Genomic DNA, 19,461 nt, shown 5'->3' on the forward strand with positions numbered 1-19,461 from the left:
CGTCTTGTGGATGCGGGATCGGGCCCGGCTCAGACTTCCTCCACCGAGCTCGGCTCGGCGTGGGAGAGGTCGATGCCCAGCTCCTCGGCGGCGCGGTAGACCTCGTCCTCCGCGTCACGCATCTCGATGGCCTGGCCGTCGGCGGAGAGGACCTCCACGTTCAGGCAGAGGGACTGCATCTCCTTGATGAGCACCTTGAAGGACTCGGGAACACCCGGCTCCGGGATGTTCTCGCCCTTGACGATGGCCTCGTAGACCTTCACGCGGCCGTGGATGTCGTCCGACTTGATGGTCAGCAGCTCCTGGAGGGTGAACGCCGCGCCGTACGCCTCGAGCGCCCACACCTCCATCTCGCCGAAGCGCTGGCCGCCGAACTGGGCCTTACCGCCCAGCGGCTGCTGCGTGATCATCGAGTACGGGCCCGTGGAACGGGCGTGGATCTTGTCGTCCACCAGGTGGTGCAGCTTGAGCATGTACATGTAGCCCACGGACACCGGGTCCGGGAACGGCTCGCCGGTGCGGCCGTCGAACAGCTGCGCCTTGCCGCTGTCGCTCATGAGACGGTCGCCGTCGCGGGTCACGTTCACGTGGCCGAGCAGGCCCGTGATCTCGTACGCCTCGGCGCCGTCGAACACCGGGGTGGCCACGTTGACCGGACCGGACTGGCGCGGGAAGTTCGGCAGGTCCTTGATCCACTCCGGCTCGCCCTGGATGTCCCAGCCGCGCGAGGCGGCCCAGCCCAGGTGCAGCTCCATGACCTGGCCGAGGTTCATGCGGCCGGGGACGCCGAGCGGGTTCAGCACGATGTCCACCGGGGTGCCGTCCGCCAGGAACGGCATGTCCTCCAGCGGCAGGATCTTCGAGATGACGCCCTTGTTGCCGTGGCGGCCGGCCATCTTGTCGCCGTCGGTGATCTTGCGCTTCTGCGCCACGTAGACGCGCACCAGCTGGTTCACGCCCGGGGGCAGGTCGTCGTCCTCGTCGCGGTCGAAGATGCGCACGCCGATGACGGTGCCGGACTCGCCGTGCGGCACCTTCAGGGACGTGTCGCGGACCTCGCGGGACTTCTCGCCGAAGATCGCGCGCAGCAGGCGCTCCTCCGGGGTCAGCTCGGTCTCGCCCTTCGGCGTCACGCGGCCGACCAGGATGTCACCGGCCTCCACCTCCGCACCGATGTGGATGATGCCGCGCTCGTCGAGCTGCGACAGCACCTCCTCGGACACGTTGGGGATGTCGCGCGTGATCTCCTCGGCGCCCAGCTTGGTGTCGCGGGCGTCGACCTCGTGCTCCTCGATGTGGATCGAGGTGAGGACGTCCTCCGAGACCATGCGCTGGGACAGGATGATCGCGTCCTCGTAGTTCAGGCCCTCCCAGGGCATGAACGCGACGAGGAGGTTCTTGCCGAGCGCGAGCTCGCCGTTGTCCGTGGCGGGACCGTCGGCGATGATGCTCAGCGGCTCCACCCGCTCGCCCTCGGACACGCGCACGCGCTGGTTGTAGGCGTTGCCCTGGTTCGAGCGGGCGAACTTCATGATCGGGTAGTGCGTGGTGGTGCCGTCGTCGTTCATGACGGTCACCAGGTCCGCGGCCACCTCGGTCACGACGCCGCCCTGCGTGGCCGTCACGGAGTCGCCCGCGTCCACGGCCACGTACTTCTCCATGCCGGTGCCCACGTAGGGGGCCTCGGAGCGGAGCAGCGGCACGGCCTGACGCTGCATGTTCGCGCCCATGAGCGCGCGGTTGGCGTCGTCGTGCTCGAGGAACGGGATGAGGGCGGTGGCCGCCGACACCATCTGGCGCGGGGACACGTCCATGTAGTCGATCTCGTCCACGGTCGAGAGCACGGGCTCGCCGTCGCCGCCGCGCTGGCGGCAGAGCACGAGCTCCTCCACGAACCGGCCGTCCTCGTCCACCGGGGCGTTCGCCTGGGCGATCTGGAAGGCCAGCTCGTCGTCGGCGGTCAGGTAGTCCACGGTGTCCGTGACCCGGCCGTCGACCACGCGGCGGTACGGGGTCTCGATGAAGCCGAAGGAGTTGATCCGGCCGAAGGTCGCCAGCGAGCCGATGAGGCCGATGTTCGGGCCTTCCGGGGTCTCGATGGGGCACATGCGGCCGTAGTGCGACGGGTGGACGTCACGGACCTCCATGCCGGCACGGTCGCGGGACAGGCCGCCCGGGCCGAGCGCGGACAGGCGGCGCTTGTGCGTCAGGCCCGCCAGCGGGTTGTTCTGGTCCATGAACTGGGACAGCTGCGAAGTGCCGAAGAACTCCTTGATCGCCGCCACCACGGGACGGATGTTGATCAGGGTCTGCGGGGTGATCGCCTCGACGTCCTGGGTGGTCATGCGCTCGCGCACGACGCGCTCCATGCGGGACAGGCCGGTGCGGATCTGGTTCTCGATCAGCTCGCCCACCGCGCGGATGCGACGGTTGCCGAAGTGGTCGATGTCGTCGATCTCCACGCGCACGTCCACCGGCGCGCCGTCGCGCGTGCCCTTGATGGCGGTCTCGCCGGCGTGCAGCGCGGCGATGAAGTGCACCATCTGGACGATGTCGTCCTCGGTGAGCACGGACGCGTTGGGGTCGCCGAGGTGCACGTCCACGCCGAGCTTGCGGTTGAGCTTGTAGCGGCCCACCTTGGCGAGGTCGTAGCGCTTCGGGGTGAAGTACAGGTTGTTCAGCAGCGACTGCGCGGCGTCGACGGCGGCCGGCTCGCCCGGGCGCAGCTTGCGGTAGATGTCGAGCAGGGCCTCGTCCTGGTCCGCGGTGCCGTCCTTCTCGAGGGTGGCGCGGATGGAGTCGTAGTGTCCGAACTCCTCCAGGATGCGGGACTCGGTCCAGCCCATGGCCTTGAGCAGCACCGTCACGGGCTGCTTGCGCTTGCGGTCGAGGCGGACGCCGACCTGGTCGCGCTTGTCCACCTCGAGCTCGAACCAGGCGCCGCGCGAGGGGATGATCTTCGCCGAGAAGATCTCCTTGTCCGAGGTCTTGTCCGGAGTGCGCTCGAAGTAGGCGCCCGGGGAGCGGACCAGCTGGGAGACGACGACGCGCTCGGTGCCGTTGATGATGAACGTGCCGTTGCGGGTCATCAGCGGGAAGTCGCCCATGAAGACGGTCTGCTGCTTGATCTCGCCGGTCGTGTTGTTCATGAACTCGGCCTTGACGTACAGCGGGGCGGAGAAGGTCGCGTCGCGATCCTTGCACTCCTCCTCCGTCATCTTCGCGTCGGCGAACTCCGGCTCGGCGAAGGACAGGGACATGGTGCCCTGGAAGTCCTCGATCGGGGAGATCTCCTCGAAGATGTCCGTCAGTCCCGAGGTGACGGGCACGGAGTGGTCGTCGGCGGCCAGGGCGGCGTCGACGCGCGCGGCCCACCGCTCATTGCCGATCAGGCGGTCGAACGACTCGGTCTGCAGCGCCAGCAGGTCCGGCACGTCCAGCGGCTCGGAGATCTTGGCGAAGGAGACGCGTCCGGCGGAGGCGCCGGATCGCGGGGAGACGGTAGCGGTTTCGTTGGAGGTGCTCGAGGCGACCACGTAGGATCCTTCCACAGGCCTTCTGGGTTCCGTTCGCTCCCCTGCCGCGAGACGGCGGCGCCGGCCCACCGCTATATGAAGGCCGTGCGGAACCGTGCGGGCCACGGCGGGACGCGGGGTCCTGCGGGCGGCACGGAACAGGGGAGATGCAAAGATCCATCCTATCCGCGCCCGTCGCCCCTGTCCAGCCGCGGGTGCGTGACCTGGGACGCCACGAGGCCCCCGGTCCGCAGTGCGGGTCCGGGGGCCTCGTGAGGAAGCGTGATGCGGCTCAGGCCGCGATCATCACTTGAGGGTGACGGTGGCGCCGGCGCCCTCGAGCTGCTCCTTGGCCTTCTCGGCGGCCTCCTTGTTGACGCCCTCGAGGACGGGCTTGGGGGCGCCGTCCACCAGGTCCTTGGCCTCCTTCAGGCCGAGGGAGGTGAGGGCGCGCACCTCCTTGATGACGCCGATCTTCTTGTCGCCGGCGGCCTCGAGGATGACGTCGAACTCGTCCTTCTCCTCGGCGGCGGCCTCGGCACCACCGGCGGCACCGCCGGCGGCGGCCACGGCCACGGGGGCGGCGGCGGTGACGTCGAACTTCTCCTCGAACGCCTTGATGAACTCGGACAGCTCGATGAGGGTCAGCTCCTCGAACGCGGCGAGCAGCTCTTCGGTGGTCAGCTTGGCCATGATGGCTCCTTTACGGGTACGTCTTGACTACGTGTGAAGTGGTGGGCCGTGCAGCCCGGGGCGGACTGCTCAGGCAGCCTCGCCCTGCGCGGCGCGCAGCGCCTCGACCGTGCGGACGGTCTTGGACAGCGGCGCCTGGAACAGGGCGGCAGCCTTGGACATGCTGCCCTTCATCGCGCCGGCGAACTTGGCCAGCAGCACCTCGCGGGACTCGAGGTCCGCGAGCTTCTTGATGCCGGCCTCGTCCAGGGGCTGGCCATCCATGTAGCCGCCCTTGAGCACGAGCTTCTCGTGATCCTTGGCAAAGTCACGCAGGGCCTTCGCGACGTTGACCGGGTCCCCGGTCACGAACGCGATCGCGGTGGGACCGGACAGGTGAGCCTCGAGGCCCTCCAGACCGGCGTCCTTGGCCGCGATCTCGGCCAGCGTGTTCTTCGCCACGGCGTAGGTCGCGTCCTGACGGATGGAGTCACGCAGCTGCTTGAGCTCCGTCACCGTCAGGCCACGGTATTCCGTCAGAACAGCAGCGCTGGACTCACGGAACAGGTCCGTGAGCTCAGCCACCGCCGACTCCTTCGCGGACGTCGCCATGGCACTCCTCTCGATGATGCGTGGGAACCGCCACCCCGAGACGAGAAAACGCCCCGTGCAGATGCACGGGGCGCGGCAGGAGCATCGACGCGATCGGACCCGGAGGGGCGACGAGCGGATGCGAGCGTGGCTCACGTTCACCTGCGCGGGCCGTCTCCGTCAGGGAGATCCTTCGGTGGGCTCTGCCCGGAGGCAGGGCACCACGACCGGCGGTCTTCGGTAGGCACCAGCGTACACGTCCGGGGCGGGCCCGCAAAATCGACCCGGGACGACGTCGGCCGGCCGCCCCCGCTGCGGGGACGACCGGCCGGCGTCGTGGGCCCCGGTCACCGGGGCCGCGTGGCTCAGAGCTCCGAGGAGTCCACCGAGGTCACGTTCGGGTCCATGGGCACGCCCGGGCCGAAGGTGGTGGCCACGGTGGCCTTGGAGATGTAGCGGCCCTTGGAGGAGGACGGCTTCAGACGAAGGACCTCCTCGAGGGCCGCGGCGTAGTTCTCCACCAGGGCCTTGGCCTCGAAGGAGGTCTTGCCGATGATGAAGTGCAGGTTGGAGTGCTTGTCGACGCGGAAGTCGATCTTGCCGCCCTTGATGTCGGCCACGGCCTTGGCCACGTCCGGGGTCACGGTGCCGGTCTTGGGGTTCGGCATCAGGTTGCGGGGGCCGAGCACCTTGCCCAGACGGCCGACCTTGCCCATGAGCTCCGGGGAGGCCACGGCGGCGTCGAAGTCCACCCAGCCCTCGGCGATCCGGGCGATCAGGTCGTCGTCGCCCACGACGTCCGCGCCGGCGGCGCGGGCGGCCTCGGCGCGGTCACCGGTGGCGAACACGACGACGCGGGCGGTCTTGCCGGTGCCGTGGGGCAGGCTCACGGAGCCGCGGACCATCTGGTCGGCCTTGCGGGGGTCGACCGAGAGGCGGAGGGCCACCTCCACGGTGGCGTCGGTCTTGGAGGGGTTGGTCTCCTTGGCGAGGCGGATCGCCTCCACCGGCGAGTACAGATCCTCGCCGATCGCGGCCTTGGCCGCCTTGTATGCCTTGCTGCGCTGTGCCATCTGCGTTCTTCTCCTTGTGCAGTCGTGGTCTGCGGACCGCGCTCGGCCCTGCCACTGGAAGGGGGTGGGGGTGGGCGTCAGCCCTCGACGGTGATGCCCATCGAGCGGGCGGTGCCCGCGATGATCTTGGCGGCGGCCTGCACGTCGTTGGCGTTCAGGTCCTCCATCTTGGTCTGGGCGATCTCCTCGCACTGGGCCTGGGTCAGCGTGCCGACCTTGGCCGTGTGCGGGGTGGCGGAGCCCTTGGCGACGCCGGCGGCCTTCTTGATGAGCTCGGCGGCCGGCGGGGTCTTGGTCACGAAGGTGAACGAGCGGTCCTCGTACACGGTGATCTCGACCGGGATCACGTTGCCGCGCTGCGACTCGGTGGCGGCGTTGTACGCCTTGCAGAACTCCATGATGTTCACGCCGTGCTGACCCAGGGCGGGGCCGATGGGCGGGGCCGGGTTGGCGGCGCCGGCCTGGATCTGAAGCTTGATCAGACCGGTGACCTTCTTCTTGGGAGCCATGAGTGGATCCTTCTCTCACTGGGGGACCCTCGGCGCAGGAGCGCACCGGGGGCGGTGGCCGCCGTGGCGCGGCGGCCGGTGCCGCGTCCGGGCCGGCAGGCGGCCGACCCGGTGCGGAAGCGTCGGGTGTCCTCAGATGGCCTTGGTCACCTGGTTGAAGGACAGCGTCACGGGGGTCTCGCGCTCGAAGATCGAGACGAGCACCACGAGCTGCTGGGCCTCCGGCTTGATCTCGGAGATCGTGGCCGGGAGGGTCTCGAACGGGCCGTCGTTGACGGTGACCGACTCGCCGACCTCGAAGTCCACGTGGATCGCGGGGGCGGCGGGCGCACCGGACTCGGCCGAGGCGGGGACGGCAAGGCCGGCCTTCTCGGCGGCGCGGGCGGCCTCCTGGATCACGGACGGGGCGAGCATGTCGTACACCTCGTCCAGGCTGAGCGGCTGCGGGTGGTGGGCGTCGTTGCCCACGAAGCCCGTGACGCCCGGGGTGTGCCGCACGACGCCCCACGAGGCGTCGTCGAGGTCCATGCGGACGAGCACGTAGCCCGGGATGCGCACGCGCGAGACGATCTTGCGCGTGGTGTTCTTGATCTCCACGACCTCCTCCATGGGGACCTCGATCTCGTAGATCGAGTCCTCCATGTCCTGGGTCAGGATGCGGGCCTCGAGGTTCGTCTTCACGCGCTTCTCGTAGCCGGCGTAGGTGTGGACCACGTACCAGTCGCCGGGCTGGCGGCGCAGGCGGGTGCGCAGCTCCTCGGCGGGGTCCACGACGGGCTCGTCGTCGGCCTGCTCCTCGACGGGGGTCGGCGCGTCCTCGCCCTCGGCGACGGCCAGGTCGGCCTCCTGCACGGTGGCCTCGGCGGTCTCGTCACCGCTGCCGGCGGCCTCGTCCAGGGCGTCCTCGACGGGCGTCCCGGCGTCCTGCGCGGTCTCGGCGGTCTCCTCGGCCACGGCGTCCTCCGACATCGGGACGGACTCCTCGGCGGGCTGACGATCCAGTTCCTGCTCGGACACGGTTCCTGCTTTCTGCTGACGGACGGCGGGCCCTGCCGTCGGGGAGGGCCCTCACGGGCGTGCGGGGGACGCGTCCTGCGACGTCGGGACCGTCCGCGCCGGGCTCAGAGGCCGCCGGCGCCGAACAGGAGACCCGCCACGGTGCCGAACACCCAGTCCAGCCCCATGACCAGCAGGATCATGAACGCCACGAAGGCGAGCACCACTCCGGTCGTGCGCAGCAGCTCCTCGCTCGTGGGGGTGACGACCTTGCGGAGCTCGTCCACCACCTGGCGCAGGAACAGCGCGATCCGCGCGAACAGCCCGCGACGCTGCCTGCTCGGCGTGGGGGTGGGCCCCCCGCCGTTCGCCGCCATCTCAGTCACGTGGCCTCACTCGTCGGATCGCCGAATCGCTTTCTACACGTCCGATGCCGAGCACGAGGCCCGGCATCGAGCAGGGCAGACAGGACTCGAACCTGCAACCTGCGGTTTTGGAGACCGCTGCGCTACCAATTGCGCCACTACCCTTCGGACCGACGGAGCCAGCCGAACCCTCGCGGGCTCGACCGTGATCGCGGTACCGGAGATCCAGGATACGCCATCGGGCGGCGGGAGTCGAACGGGCCCCGGGCAGTCAGTACCCTGGCAGGACGGAGTCCCGCTCCGCCCCGCCCTCCCCGTCGAGCTCGAAGAAGGTCCCCATGGCCGCGCCCGCCCGCCGCGTCTCCGCCCGTCTGTCCGCCATCGCGCCCTCCGCCACCCTCGCCGTCGACGCCCGCGCCAAGGAGCTCAAGGCCGCCGGGCGCCCGGTGATCGGCTTCGGCGCCGGCGAGCCCGACTTCCCCACCCCGGACTACGTCGTGGAGGCCGCCGTCGCCGCGGCCCGGGACCCGAAGAACCACCGCTACTCCCCCGCCGCCGGCCTGCCCGAGCTGCGCGAGGCGATCGCGGCCAAGACGCTGCGCGACTCCGGCGTGTCCCTCGAGGCCGCCCAGGTGCTCGTGACCAACGGCGGGAAGCAGGCCGTGTACAACGCCTTCGCCGCCCTGCTGGACCCGCAGGACGAGGTGCTCGTCCCCGCCCCCTACTGGACCACCTACCCGGAGGCGATCCGCCTGGCCGGCGGCGTGCCGGTGGAGGTGTTCGCCGGCCCCGAGCAGGGCTACAAGGTCACCGTGGACCAGCTCGACGGGGCTGTCACGGACCGCACCAAGGTGCTCCTGTTCGTCTCCCCCTCCAACCCCACCGGCGCCGTGTACTCCCCCGAGGAGACGGCGGCGATCGGCCAGTGGGCAGGGGAGCGGGGGCTGTGGGTGGTCACCGACGAGATCTACGAGCACCTGACCTACGACGGCATGCCGTTCACCTCGATCGTCCGCGCCGTGCCCGAGCTGGCGGAGCAGTCCGTGATCCTCAACGGCGTCGCCAAGACCTACGCCATGACGGGCTGGCGCGTCGGCTGGATGGCCGGCCCGCTGGACGTGGTCAAGGCCGCCACGAACCTGCAGTCCCACGCCACCTCGAACGTGGCCAACGTGTCGCAGCGGGCCGCGCTGGCCGCCGTCGCCGGCCCGTTGGACGCCGTGGCGGAGATGAAGACGGCGTTCGACCGCCGGCGCCGGGCCATGGTCGAGGCCATGAACGCCGTGCCGGGCTTCCACTGCCCCACCCCGCAGGGCGCGTTCTACGCGTACGTGGACGTGCGGGAGGCGCTCGGGAAGACCTACCGCGGCGGCGTCACCCCCACGACGTCGGCCGAGCTGGCCGCCTTCATCCTCGACGAGGCGGAGGTCGCCGTGGTCCCGGGCGAGGCGTTCGGCCCGTCCGGCTATCTGCGACTGTCCTACGCGCTGGGCGATGCGGACCTCGCCGAGGGCGTCGAGCGCATCCGCGCCCTGCTCAGCGCCTGAGCCGCACAACCCCGCCCCTGAGCCCCGCGACGCCGCGTGCCGCGGGGCTCAGGCGTATCCGCGGCGCGCGGCCCAGCGGGTCAGCTCGTGGCGGTTGGAGAGCTGGAGCTTGCGCAGCACGGAGGACACGTGGGTCTCGACCGTGCGGTCCGAGATGAACAGCTCCGCCCCGGCCTCCCGGTAGGTGTAGCCGCGGGCGATCAGCCGCATGACCTCCCGCTCCCGTGCCGAGAGCCGGTCGAGGTCCTCGTCGGGGGCCGCAGCCCCGCTCGTCGCCGCGGCGGGGACGGGCGGGGGCGCGGGCGCCGTGCCGCGGAAGGCGTCGAGGACGAACCCGGCCAGTCGGGGCGAGAACACGGCATCGCCGTCGGCCACGCGGACCGCCGCGTCCGCCACCTCCGCGCCGGAGGCCGTCTTGGTGATGTAGCCGCGGGCCCCCGCACGGATCACGGCGACGACGTCCTCGGCCGCGTCCGAGACGGACAGGGCCAGGAACCGCTGCGCGGGTCGGCGCGCGAGGACGCGTTCGGCCACCTCCGCTCCCCCGCCGCCGGCCCCGCCGGGCAGGTGCACGTCCAGCAGCACCACATCCGGCGCCAGCTCCAGCACGGTGCGGACGGCCTCGTCCACGTCCCCGGCCTCGCCGACGATGGCCAGTCGGTCCGGGTCCAGGTCGGCGCGCAGGCCGGAGCGGAAGATCGCGTGGTCGTCCACGATGACGGCCGTGCGCGGGGCGGGGTCGGTCATGGGTGCTCCTGTCCGGTGCGCGCTCGCGCTCCCTCGGGCTCGGTCAGCGTCAGGTGGACCTCGGTGCCGCCCGGGCCGGACCGGATGCGGGCGGCCCCGCCGGCACGCTCCATGCGGCCGAGGATCGACTCCCGCACGCCGAGCCGGTCGGCCGGGACCGTGTGCAGGTCGAAGCCGGGGCCGCGGTCCCGGACGAACACCTCCGCGACGGTGCGGCCGTGGTCGTCCTCGCCGGCCTCCGCGAAGACCTGCGCGTCGCCGGCGTGCCGGGCCGCGTTCTGCATGGCCTCGCGTGCCGCGGCCGCGAGCGGCTCGAGCCACGCCCCCGCGGCCCGGCCCACGGCCACGACCTCCACCCGGGACCCGTGCGCGTCCTCGACCGCGGCGGCGTGCTCTTCGAGCGCCTCCGCCAGGGAGCGCGGGCCGCCACGGGAGTCCAGGGCGAGGAACTGACGCAGCTCACGCTCCTGGGCGCGGGCCACCCGGGCCACCGCGTCCGCGTCATGGGCGCGCCGCTGGATGAGGGCGAGGGACTGCAGCACCGAGTCGTGCAGGTGCGCCGCGATCTCGGCGCGCTGGGCCTGCACCGCGAACGCGGTCCGCTCCGCGTCGCGTCGGCGCAGCCAGGCCAGGACGTAGGGCATGGCCACCAGCGCCGCGCCGGCGAGCATCGCGACGGCGGCCAGCAGGGCCCGCCACAGCTCGCCCGAGCTCACGGCGCCCAGGACGATGGACAGCACCGCCAGCAGCACGAGGGCCGTACCGAGCACGAGGCGGACCAGTCGTCCGCTCCGCCCGGCCCGGGGCCCGCCCGCCAGGTCGAGCTGCATCCAGGCCAGGCCGAGGCCGATCACGAGGACGGCCACCGGGCCCACGAGCGCCCAGTCGACGGCGAGGCCGAGGCCGTCCGCGACGGTCAGCACGCCCACGCCGAGCACCACGGCGGCCAACAGGACCGGCCAGCCGCCCTCGCGCACCCGCTCGAGCACCTCGGGGGCGCGACCACGGAGGGTGGGGGCGTCGGCGGCGGGAGCGCCGTCCGGGCCCTCCTCCGGCATGAGCAGCCAGAGCCACACGTACAGGGCCAGGCCCGCGCCCCCCACCAGGCTCAGCAGCGCCAGGGCCGCGCGGACGCGGCCGACGGGCACCCCGAGATGCCGGGCGAGCCCCGCGGCGACGCCGGACACCGGGCGGTCGGCCCCGTGCCGCATCAACGGCGGACGCGGGGCCTGCGCGGGCGCGGACGGGGTGGGCATGCCCCCATCCTGCCGCGTCGGACGGTGCGGCACATCCGGGGAGGATTCCGGGAGTTCCCGGATGGGCGGGGGCCGCGGGCGGACGAGGATGGAGACATGACGAGCACACACGACCCGTTCACCGGCCCCGGCCCCCACGTCGCCCCCGACGGAGCCGCCGCGGGCGAGACCGGCCCCGACGGGCTGGACGCCCTGCCGGGCTGGCTGCGCCGCGCCGTCCTGGGCTGGGGCGTGCGCCGCTCGCCGGCCTCGTGGGTCGGCGGGGTGCTCGGCGGCGTGGCCGAGCGCTACCGCATCGACCCGCTGCTCGCCCGCGGCGTGTTCGTCGCCGTGTGCATGGTCTCCGCGGGCCTGGGCCTGCTGGCCTACGCGGCCGCCTGGGCCGTGCTCCCCGACGCCGACGGACGTGTGCAGTTCGGCCGCCTGCGCCGCGGGGAGTGGCAGGACGCCACCGTGGCCATCGGCGTGATCGGGGCGATCGGCGCCCTCAACCTGCTGCTCGGCGCCGGGTTCACCCTCATCGCCCCGGCCGTGGGCGGCCCCGGCTCCCTGGTGGGCCTGGGTGCGCTGGCCGTGCTCGTCTGGTGGCTCGTGACCCGTTGGGACGGCCGGGCGCAGGCCCGCGTGGCCCCGGGCCGGGCCCCCGACGCCGAGCAGCCCACCCACGCCGTGCCGCGCCCGGCCTGGTACGTCGGCGGAGGTCCGGGCGAGCGGGCAGCCGAGGTCGCCGACCCGCACGGCTTCCGCCCCGAATGGATCGACCCCGCGACCGGCACGTGGCGCGACCACCTCCACTCCCGCGAGCGGCGGGCCGCGGCGCGCCTGGCCGACGAGGCCCCGCGGGCGGCCACCGCCCCGACCGGCTCGGGGTCCGCAGCCACGGCCGCGAAGCCGCGCCTCGGGCCGATCGCGCAGGCCGCCGCCTACGCCGGGGCCGTCCTCGCCGCGCTCGCCGCCCTCGGGACAAGCCTGCTGCTCGGCGTCGGTCCGACCCCCACGCTGCTGGCCGTGCCGATGCTCGTGGCCGCGCTCGCGGTGATCGCCCCCGTCATGCTGGGCGCTCTGCTCAGCGGCCGTCGTCCCGGCACCCTCGGCCCGGCGAGCGGCATCCTCGTGGGTGCGACGGCCCTCCAGGTCGCCGTCCTCGTGGCCCTCGGCTGACCCGCCGCCCGTCGCCCGTCCCCTGACGCGACGCGGCGGGCACGCCTAGGGTGGTGCCGACCCCCACGAGAACGCCCGAGAGGACCCCATGCGCGTCGGAATGCTCACCTCCGGAGGCGACTGCCCCGGCCTGAACGCCGTCATCCGCTCCGCCGTCCTGCACGGCATCAAGTCCTACGACATGGAGATGGTGGGCATCCGCAACGGATGGTCCGGCCTGATCGAGAAGGACGTCGAGGACCTGCCCCGCTCCCGCGTGCGCGGCCTGGCCCGCACCGGCGGGACCATCCTCGGCACCTCGCGCACGCACCCCTACGACGCGGAGGGCGGCGGCCCGGAGAACATGCTCCGCAACCTGCGCGAGCTGGACATCGACGCCGTCATCGCCATCGGCGGCGAGGGCACCCTGGCCGGCGCGAACCGCCTGGCCGCGGACGGTCTGCCGATCGTGGGCGTGCCCAAGACGATCGACAACGACCTGCAGGGCACCGACTACACGTTCGGCTTCGACACGGCCGTGCAGATCGCCACGGACGCCATGGACCGGCTGCGCACCACGGGCGAGTCCCACCACCGGTGCATGGTCGCCGAGGTCATGGGCCGCCACGTCGGCTGGATCGCCCTGCACTCGGGCATGGCCGCCGGCGCCCACGCGATCCTCATCCCCGAGGTCCGCACCCCCATGTCCCAGGTCGCCGAATGGGTGCAGCAGGTCCACGACCGCGGTCGCTCCCCGCTCGTCGTGGTGGCGGAGGGCTTCATCCCCGAGGGCCACGACGACCCGCTGGCCGAGGCCGGCGTCGAGGCGTCCGGCCGGCCGCGTCTGGGCGGCATCGGCGAGTGGGTGACCCGCGAGATCGAGGAGATGACGGGCATCGAGACGCGCAGCACCATCCTGGGCCACATCCAGCGCGGCGGCGCCCCCACCGCCACGGACCGCGTGCTCTCCACGCGCTTCGGCATGGGCGCCGTCGACCTCGTCGCCCAGCGTCGCTGGGGACAGATGGTGGCGGCCAACGGCACGGAGATCATCTCCATCCCCATGAGCGCCGCCCTCAAGGGCCTCAAGCAGGTGCCGGTCTCCCGCTACGACGAGGCGAAGATCCTGTTCGGCCGGTGAGACACGACCACCCCTCCGTCGGCGTGCTGGCCCTGGGGCTGGCGCGTCGGCTCGGCCTGCCCGACGACACCGCGCTCCTGCCCGACGACGCCCCGGCGGCGGGCGCCGAGCCGCGCCGCCTCGAGGTGGCCCGGCAGGGGGTGGCCGAGGCGGAGGTGCTCGCCCTGCCCTGGGCCACCGTCGTGGCGGGGCCGGCGTGGTTCACGCGTGCCTGCCGCGGCGTGCCCGCCGAGGCGCTGGGCGTGGAGTCGGCCCTGCTGCGGACGGCGGTGCGGGCGGCCGCCGGGGAGGCCGTGCGCTCGCGCGGCGAGTTCACGCTCTACGCGGCCGAGGAACCGCCGCCGGCCGACCCCTCGCGCACCGTCGCCGTGTCCGACGACCCCGCCCACGTCCACGCCGTGGCCGCGCAGGCCCCCGCGGACGACGTGGCCGAGGCGGGTGTCCTCTCCTGGGAGTCCTCGGCCGCGCTCGTTCCCGACGACGGCGCGGGACGGGCGATCGAGGCCCCGGTGGCGGCCGCGGGGTATCGCGTGACGGGCGGCGTGCTGGCCTCGCTGGGCACCCTCACCCCACCGCTGCTGCGCGGTCGTGGGCTCGGCCGCTACGCGGTGGCCGTGGCGATGGACAGGGCGGCGCTGGAGGGGCTGCTGCCGTTCGCCGAGGTGCCGGCGGGCCACACGGCCGCGCACCACGTGGCGATCGCCGTCGGGCTGGAGGCGGCGGGCACGCGGACCGTGCTCGCACTGGACTGAGCGGGAGAGTCGGTCAGCGCAGGCGGCCCACGCCGCGCGGTCGGCCGACGACCTGCCCGGCGTCCGGGGACACGAGCGGCTCCTGGCGCGCGGCGATCCAGCCGCCCTCGGCGACACCGTCCTCGCCGGGAGCGTCCTCGCGGACCAGCAGCTCGGCGTCCACGGGCACGGTGCGCTTGAGCAGCGCCAGGGCGACGGCACCCGCCTCATGGTGCTGGGCCGCAGCGGTGACCGTCCCCACCGGACGGGCGGCGGCGCGGGCCTCGGGCGTGCCCTCGGCCGGCCGGAGGATCACGGGGGCACCGTGCTCGGGGAGCGCGTGGACGGAGCCGTCCAGGAGCAGGCGGGTGAGGCGGCGGGGCGGGCGTCCCAGGTTGTGCACGCGCGCCACGGTCTCCTGACCGCGGTAGCAGCCCTTCTCGAGGTGCACGGCGGTGCGCAGCAGGTCCAGCTCGTGCGGGATCGCGCGGTCGTCCACGTCGAGGGCCCGGCGGGGGCGGCCGGCCTCGATGCGCAGCGCCTCAGCCGCCGTCGTGCCCGCCAGGGACCAGCCCGCGAGCGCGCCCGTGCCGAGTGCGCGGGCGGTGGCCTCGAGGTCGGCCCGGGTGACGAGGTACTCGCGCCAGGCCCAATCCGCCCCCGGGTGGGCCTCGGGATCCGGATCGGCCGTGTAGGCCCAGCCGCCCGCCCCGACGCGGGGCCACGGGTCCAGCCACACGGTGCGGTCCTCCCAGCCGGGCACGGGCGCGGTGGCACCCACGACGGCGACCGCCCCGGTGTGGTCCCGCAGCGTGACGTCGTGGGAGAAGCGCATCGAGGTGAGCCACGCGGCCAGGCCCGGGCCGTCCTCGCGGTCCGTCACGAGCCAGGCCGCTGCGCCGTCCTCGAGGAGGTGGGCGGCGTGCTCGATCCGCCCCTGCACGTCGAGGAAGAGGATCTCGGTGCTCGTGCCGGGGGGCAGCGTCTCGACGTGCTGCGTGCCGAGCGTGTGCAGCCAGCTCAGCCGGTCCGGGCCGGACACGGAGAGCACGGCCCGGTGGGAGAGGTCGACCAGGGCGCGGCCCCGGGCGAGGGCGCGCTGCTCGGGCAGGGGGCGACCGTAGTGCGCGGCGACGCCGGCGTCCGGGCCGCGGCCCTCGACGGCGCCGCCGGCCGGCCCCTGCGGCTCGGCCACGGCCAGGTCCAGCAGCGGGCTGCGGGAGGCCGTCACGACTGCTCCCCCTGCTTCCGCCCGCCGGCGCCGCGAGGACGCTCGGCCCCCGGGGCGAGCCGGCCCTCGGCCGCGCTCGGCATGCGGTCCAGGATGGCGGAGGCGTGCGCCTCGAGCTCGGCACCCGCGGCGTCCGCGACGTCCCAGCGCCAGAACAGCTGCCCGTTCACGAGACCGGCCATGCGTGTGGCCCGGTGGTACGGGCCGGCGGCGGAGCCGCGCAGGATCGCGTCCGTGGCCAGCTGCAGCTGCGGGCCCTTGATGCGGCCGTAGTACAGCTCGGACAACGAGCCCGGATGCGTGATGGTGGCGGTCAGGCCGAAGCCCTCGTCACCGGCGCGCAGCCGCTCGACGTCCTCGGCGGAGCGGAACGCGGGGACGATGTCCGCCGGGCGCATGCCGGGGCCGACGTCGCCGTCGCGCCGCTCCCGGTCCACCTGCCAGAAGCCGGACTCCACGGTCAGCGGACGCAGCAGCGTGCCGTCCGCCTCGCACAGCCACGATTCCGCGCGGTACTCCACGAACGGCAGACCGTGTTCGGTGAAGTCCACCCGCTGGTAGAAGATCTCGGTGTCGGCGGAGCCGTCGCCGAGGCGGCCCTGGCCCTCCCAGCTGCCGATGAGCCAGGACAGGGGGGCGAGCTCGGGGGTGAGGTCGTACGGGAGTTCAGTCGCCATGGCAGATCACGGCGCGGCCCGCCAGCGGGCCGCGCGTCCTCAGCGCTGGCCCTTGAAGAGGCCGCTGATGACGACCGCGGCGACGGCGGCCATGCCCAGGCCGGCCAGGACCACGAGGGCCAGGAAGAAGATCTCGAGCGCAAGAAGGGTATCCATGCGGGACATCCTACCGAGCGGGCCCGACCTGTCAGGCCAGGAAGCCCACCATGACGTGCGCCACGACGCCGGCCGCCCCCACGGGCGCCAACGCGAGGGCGTAGCCCGCCCGCCGCGGGCGCAGGGTGGTGCCCACCGGCCGGTCCTCGGGCCGCGGCCGCGAGGACGGTGCCGTGGTGGCGGTCAGGGACACCAGCACGGCCACCGCGAGCGCCGCGGCCATGACGGCCGGCCGGTCCCGGGCGCCCACGCCGGCCAGCGCGGAGACGGGCCACGCGAGCACCGTGCCGAGGGGGATGACGACGAGCGCCAGGACTCCCGGCCGGCCCTGCATCCACGGGGTGAGGCCGACGAGGGAGACCGCGGCCACCGTGACCGCCAGGGTGATGACCAGCCCGGCGACCGCGGGGGTGTCGCTCCAGCGTGAGACGGCCACCCAGCACGCCGTCACGACGGCCATGAACGCACCGCCCATCGTGGCGACGGTGGACTCGAGGCGCAGCGGCCGGCCGGTCCCGCGCACCAGCTGGACGACGAACGAGGCCATGGTGCTCCAGGCGACGACGACGGCGAGCGGTTCGAAGAGCGTCCAGGCCCCGCTGCGCCCGTCCTCGGGCGGCGGCCACAGCAGCATGAGCAGCACCGCGACGGCTCCGGCGACGGCCAGGGTGACGCTGAGCGAGAGGCGCGCGGGCGCCCCCATCTGCCGCGGCCAGCCCCAGGCGATGACCAGGATCACGACGGCGGCGGCGAGGGCGGCGGGGACCGGGCCCAGCAACGCGGCACCGCCCAGGACGAGGGCGGCGACGGCCGCACTCAGGGCCATGGACAAGCGCATCACCTGCCCCATCCTGCCAGGTGCGCACCGGCTCGGCCCTGGGCGGGCGACGGCGGGGCGCACCTCGCGGGCCACCGCCCTCCTTCCGTAGGGTGGCCGGCATGGCCGAACACCCCACCCCCACGACCTCCGACGCCGACGAAACGCCGCGCGTCGTCACCCCGCGCCCGGAGCAGGCGTCCGCCGTCCTGGACCTGGCCGACCGCGCCGGGGCGGCGGACGGTCATCCCCCGCTCTCGGACCAGACGCGCGTGCTGCTCGCCCGCGGCGGCCAGCTCTGGTGGGGGGCCACCCAGGGTCCGGACGGGGCGATCGACGGGGCGGCCGTGCTCGTGCCCGAGGGCGCGGCGGCCGTGCTCGAGCTCGTCGTCGACCCGGCGGCACGCCGCACCGGCCGGGGGACGGCCCTGGCCGACGCCGCGGCCGCCGCGGTCCGAGACCTGGCGCGGGAGGACACCACGAGCGTCTGGGCCCACGGCATGCTCCCGGGCGCGGTCCGGCTCGCCCGGCGGCACGGCCTCGAGCCCGTCCGCGAGCTGCGCCGGATGCGCCTGTCGCACGCGGCGCTCGCCGCCCTGCCGGAGGTGCGGCTCGCCGACGGGGTGGCCCTGCGCGGCTTCGTCCCCGGCCAGGACGAGCAGGCCTGGCTGGACGTGAACGCCGCCGCCTTCGCGGACCACCCCGAACAGGGCAGCCTGACCCGCGCCGACCTCGAGGACCGCATGGCGGAGGACTGGTTCGACCCCGACGGCCTCCTGCTCGCCGCCCGCGAGGCGGACGGGCGGCTGCTCGGCTTCCACTGGACGAAGGTGGAGCCGGATGTCGGAGCCGACGGCCCGCGCGTCGGGGAGGTGTACGCCGTGGGCGTCTCCCCCGAGGCCCAGGGCCTCGGCCTCGGCCGGGCCCTGACCCTGGCGGGGCTGCACCGGATGGCGGAGCAGGGGGTCGACGTCGTGGACCTGTACGTGGACGCGGACAACACGGCCGCCGTCGCGCTCTACACGTCCCTCGGCTTCGAGCTGTTCGCCGCCGACGCCCAGTACCGCCGCCCCTGAGACCCTCGGGCGGGGACCGGCCGGGCACATCCCGGCGGCCTCGTATCCTGGTGGGGCCGGCCCCCGTGGGGCCGACCACGCCCCGTGTCCTGCCCCAGCAGTCGTCGCGGCCGCCGCACCCGAGAGGAACCCGCCCCATGCCCTCGTCCCACGCCGACCGCGTCGCCCGCTGGTCCACGGAGGACCGCGTCTCGGAAGGCCCCCGCGCCGAGGTGCTGGCCGCCGGCATGCTGCCGTGGCGCCGCGTGCCCGGCGGCCTCGAGGTGATGGTGATCCACCGGCCCCGCTACGACGACTGGTCGTGGCCCAAGGGCAAGCTCGATCCGGGTGAGACGCTGCCGGAGTGCGCGGTGCGCGAGCTGCGCGAGGAGGTCGGCCTCGAGCTGAGGCCGGGCATCCCGCTGTGCGTGACCGAGTACGAGGTGCCCGGCAAGCGGGGCGCCCGTCGGAGCAAGGAGGTCTGGTACTGGGCTGCCGAGGTCGACGGCCAGCGCGCCCGCCCCGACGGCGACGAGGTGGACGAGGTCCGCTGGGTCGGTCCGGACGAGGCCCGGCGGCTGCTGACGAACGACTCGGATCGCGAACCGCTCGACCTGCTGCTGCGTGCCGCCTCCCGGGGGCGCCTGCGGACCGTGCCGCTGCTGGTGCTGCGCCACGCCAAGGCCAAGCCCCGCTCCTCGTGGTCGCGCGCCGAGCAGGAGCGTCCGCTGGCGGCGACGGGCCGGCGGCAGGCGCTCGCCGTCGAGGGCCTCGTGGCGGCCTGGCGGCCGGAGCGGCTGGTCTCCTCCCCGTGGCGCCGCTGCGTGGAGACGCTGGCCCCGCTCGTGAAGTCCAGCAGGCTGCCGCTGAAGACCAAGGGCGCCTTCACGGAGACCACGGCCCGGGAGAAGCCCAAGAAGACCCGCAAGGTGATGGCCGAGCTCATGGGCCGCTCCCGGCCCCTGGTCGTGTGCACGCACCGGCCGGTGCTGCCGACGCTGTTCGAGGTGGTCGAGGACGCGGCCGCCGGCCAGGCGGACCGCGTGCTGCGGGCCCTGCCGACCGAGGATCCGTGGCTGCGGCCCGGCGCCGTGCTCGTGGCGCACCGCGCCCTCGACCTCGACGGCGACGTGGTGGCCGTCGAGGTCTACGACCCCTGGGACGACTGAGCCGCCCGCACCGGCCTCGGCCCACACGACCGGGCCACCGTTGAGCAGGCCCGCCCCCGGCCCTAGGCTCGGG

The 19,461-nt window shown here is 73.8% G+C and carries 18 protein-coding genes and 1 tRNA gene; 6 read left to right on the top strand and 13 right to left on the bottom strand.

Annotation, left to right across the window (positions count from 1 at the left end; genetic code table 11):
• Positions 1-29: 29 nt before the first annotated feature.
• From rpoB to AC3RKA_RS08415, 8 genes are all read right to left on the bottom strand, one after another.
• Positions 30-3,536: a DNA-directed RNA polymerase subunit beta gene (gene rpoB / locus AC3RKA_RS08380; protein WP_489727111.1), complete on the bottom strand. Its 3,507-nt coding sequence runs from the start codon at positions 3,534-3,536 to the stop codon at positions 30-32.
• Between the two features lie 285 nt (positions 3,537-3,821).
• On the bottom strand, positions 3,822-4,208 hold the full coding sequence (gene rplL / locus AC3RKA_RS08385) for a 50S ribosomal protein L7/L12 (RefSeq protein ID WP_002854784.1): 387 nt from the start codon (positions 4,206-4,208) through the stop codon (positions 3,822-3,824).
• A gap of 69 nt (positions 4,209-4,277) precedes the next feature.
• Entirely contained in the window at positions 4,278-4,799 is a 522-nt protein-coding gene (gene rplJ / locus AC3RKA_RS08390; protein ID WP_002854782.1) for a 50S ribosomal protein L10, read from the bottom strand.
• Between the two features lie 344 nt (positions 4,800-5,143).
• A complete protein-coding gene (gene rplA / locus AC3RKA_RS08395; RefSeq protein WP_049161605.1) occupies positions 5,144-5,851 on the bottom strand; it encodes a 50S ribosomal protein L1 in 708 nt (235 codons plus the stop codon).
• Positions 5,852-5,928: 77 nt separating this feature from the next.
• A complete protein-coding gene (gene rplK / locus AC3RKA_RS08400) occupies positions 5,929-6,360 on the bottom strand; it encodes a 50S ribosomal protein L11 (RefSeq protein WP_002854778.1) in 432 nt (143 codons plus the stop codon).
• Positions 6,361-6,492: 132 nt separating this feature from the next.
• On the bottom strand, positions 6,493-7,377 hold the full coding sequence (gene nusG / locus AC3RKA_RS08405) for a transcription termination/antitermination protein NusG (protein ID WP_049161607.1): 885 nt from the start codon (positions 7,375-7,377) through the stop codon (positions 6,493-6,495).
• 104 nt (positions 7,378-7,481) lie between these two features.
• Positions 7,482-7,733, bottom strand: a complete 252-nt coding sequence (gene secE / locus AC3RKA_RS08410; RefSeq protein ID WP_002854774.1) for a preprotein translocase subunit SecE — start codon at positions 7,731-7,733, stop codon at positions 7,482-7,484.
• Positions 7,734-7,813: 80 nt separating this feature from the next.
• Positions 7,814-7,886: transfer RNA gene (locus AC3RKA_RS08415), tRNA-Trp, on the bottom strand.
• A gap of 173 nt (positions 7,887-8,059) precedes the next feature.
• Here AC3RKA_RS08415 and AC3RKA_RS08420 point away from each other — a divergent pair.
• On the top strand, positions 8,060-9,268 hold the full coding sequence (locus AC3RKA_RS08420) for a pyridoxal phosphate-dependent aminotransferase (protein ID WP_049161610.1): 1,209 nt from the start codon (positions 8,060-8,062) through the stop codon (positions 9,266-9,268).
• Between the two features lie 48 nt (positions 9,269-9,316).
• On the opposite strand, the gene AC3RKA_RS08425 is transcribed toward AC3RKA_RS08420, so the two are convergent.
• Both AC3RKA_RS08425 and AC3RKA_RS08430 read right to left on the bottom strand, forming a co-directional pair.
• A complete protein-coding gene (locus AC3RKA_RS08425) occupies positions 9,317-10,015 on the bottom strand; it encodes a LuxR C-terminal-related transcriptional regulator (RefSeq protein WP_049161611.1) in 699 nt (232 codons plus the stop codon).
• Positions 10,012-11,271: an ATP-binding protein gene (locus AC3RKA_RS08430; protein ID WP_002854768.1), complete on the bottom strand. Its 1,260-nt coding sequence runs from the start codon at positions 11,269-11,271 to the stop codon at positions 10,012-10,014. Before AC3RKA_RS08430 ends, AC3RKA_RS08425 begins: the two co-directional genes overlap by 4 nt.
• 96 nt (positions 11,272-11,367) lie before the next feature.
• On the opposite strand from AC3RKA_RS08430, the gene AC3RKA_RS08435 reads away from it, so the two are divergent.
• The 3 genes from AC3RKA_RS08435 (at position 11,368) to AC3RKA_RS08445 (ending at position 14,304) form a co-directional block, all read left to right on the top strand.
• Positions 11,368-12,432 carry a PspC domain-containing protein gene (locus tag AC3RKA_RS08435; protein ID WP_049161613.1) on the top strand — a complete coding sequence of 355 codons (1,065 nt, stop codon included), beginning with the start codon at positions 11,368-11,370 and terminating at the stop codon, positions 12,430-12,432.
• Between the two features lie 88 nt (positions 12,433-12,520).
• A complete protein-coding gene (locus AC3RKA_RS08440) occupies positions 12,521-13,552 on the top strand; it encodes a 6-phosphofructokinase (RefSeq protein ID WP_049161616.1) in 1,032 nt (343 codons plus the stop codon).
• Positions 13,549-14,304 carry a GNAT family N-acetyltransferase gene (locus tag AC3RKA_RS08445; protein WP_065573566.1) on the top strand — a complete coding sequence of 252 codons (756 nt, stop codon included), beginning with the start codon at positions 13,549-13,551 and terminating at the stop codon, positions 14,302-14,304. Before AC3RKA_RS08440 ends, AC3RKA_RS08445 begins: the two co-directional genes overlap by 4 nt.
• Positions 14,305-14,317: 13 nt before the next feature.
• Here the strand turns inward: AC3RKA_RS08445 and ygfZ are convergent, their stop codons facing one another.
• The 3 genes from ygfZ to AC3RKA_RS08460 form a co-directional block, all read right to left on the bottom strand.
• Positions 14,318-15,514: a CAF17-like 4Fe-4S cluster assembly/insertion protein YgfZ gene (gene ygfZ / locus AC3RKA_RS08450; RefSeq protein ID WP_489727112.1), complete on the bottom strand. Its 1,197-nt coding sequence runs from the start codon at positions 15,512-15,514 to the stop codon at positions 14,318-14,320.
• Positions 15,511-16,191, bottom strand: coding sequence for a nitrobindin family protein (locus AC3RKA_RS08455; RefSeq protein WP_049161620.1), 681 nt, complete (start codon positions 16,189-16,191; stop codon positions 15,511-15,513). The genes ygfZ and AC3RKA_RS08455 overlap by 4 nt, the downstream gene beginning before the upstream one ends.
• Before the next feature lie 187 nt (positions 16,192-16,378).
• A complete protein-coding gene (locus AC3RKA_RS08460; protein ID WP_223246442.1) occupies positions 16,379-17,185 on the bottom strand; it encodes a hypothetical protein in 807 nt (268 codons plus the stop codon).
• A 101-nt stretch (positions 17,186-17,286) separates the two neighbouring features.
• Here AC3RKA_RS08460 and mshD point away from each other — a divergent pair, with 101 nt between their 5' ends.
• Together mshD and AC3RKA_RS08470 are read left to right on the top strand one after the other, a co-directional pair.
• On the top strand, positions 17,287-18,240 hold the full coding sequence (gene mshD, locus AC3RKA_RS08465) for a mycothiol synthase (RefSeq protein ID WP_049161623.1): 954 nt from the start codon (positions 17,287-17,289) through the stop codon (positions 18,238-18,240).
• A 137-nt stretch (positions 18,241-18,377) separates the two neighbouring features.
• Positions 18,378-19,388 (top strand): NUDIX hydrolase, encoded by a 1,011-nt coding sequence (locus AC3RKA_RS08470; RefSeq protein ID WP_049161625.1) that lies wholly within the window; start codon positions 18,378-18,380, stop codon positions 19,386-19,388.
• The last annotated feature ends 73 nt before the right edge of the window (positions 19,389-19,461 follow it).

The organism is Micrococcus sp. iso_229 (assembly GCF_058072725.1).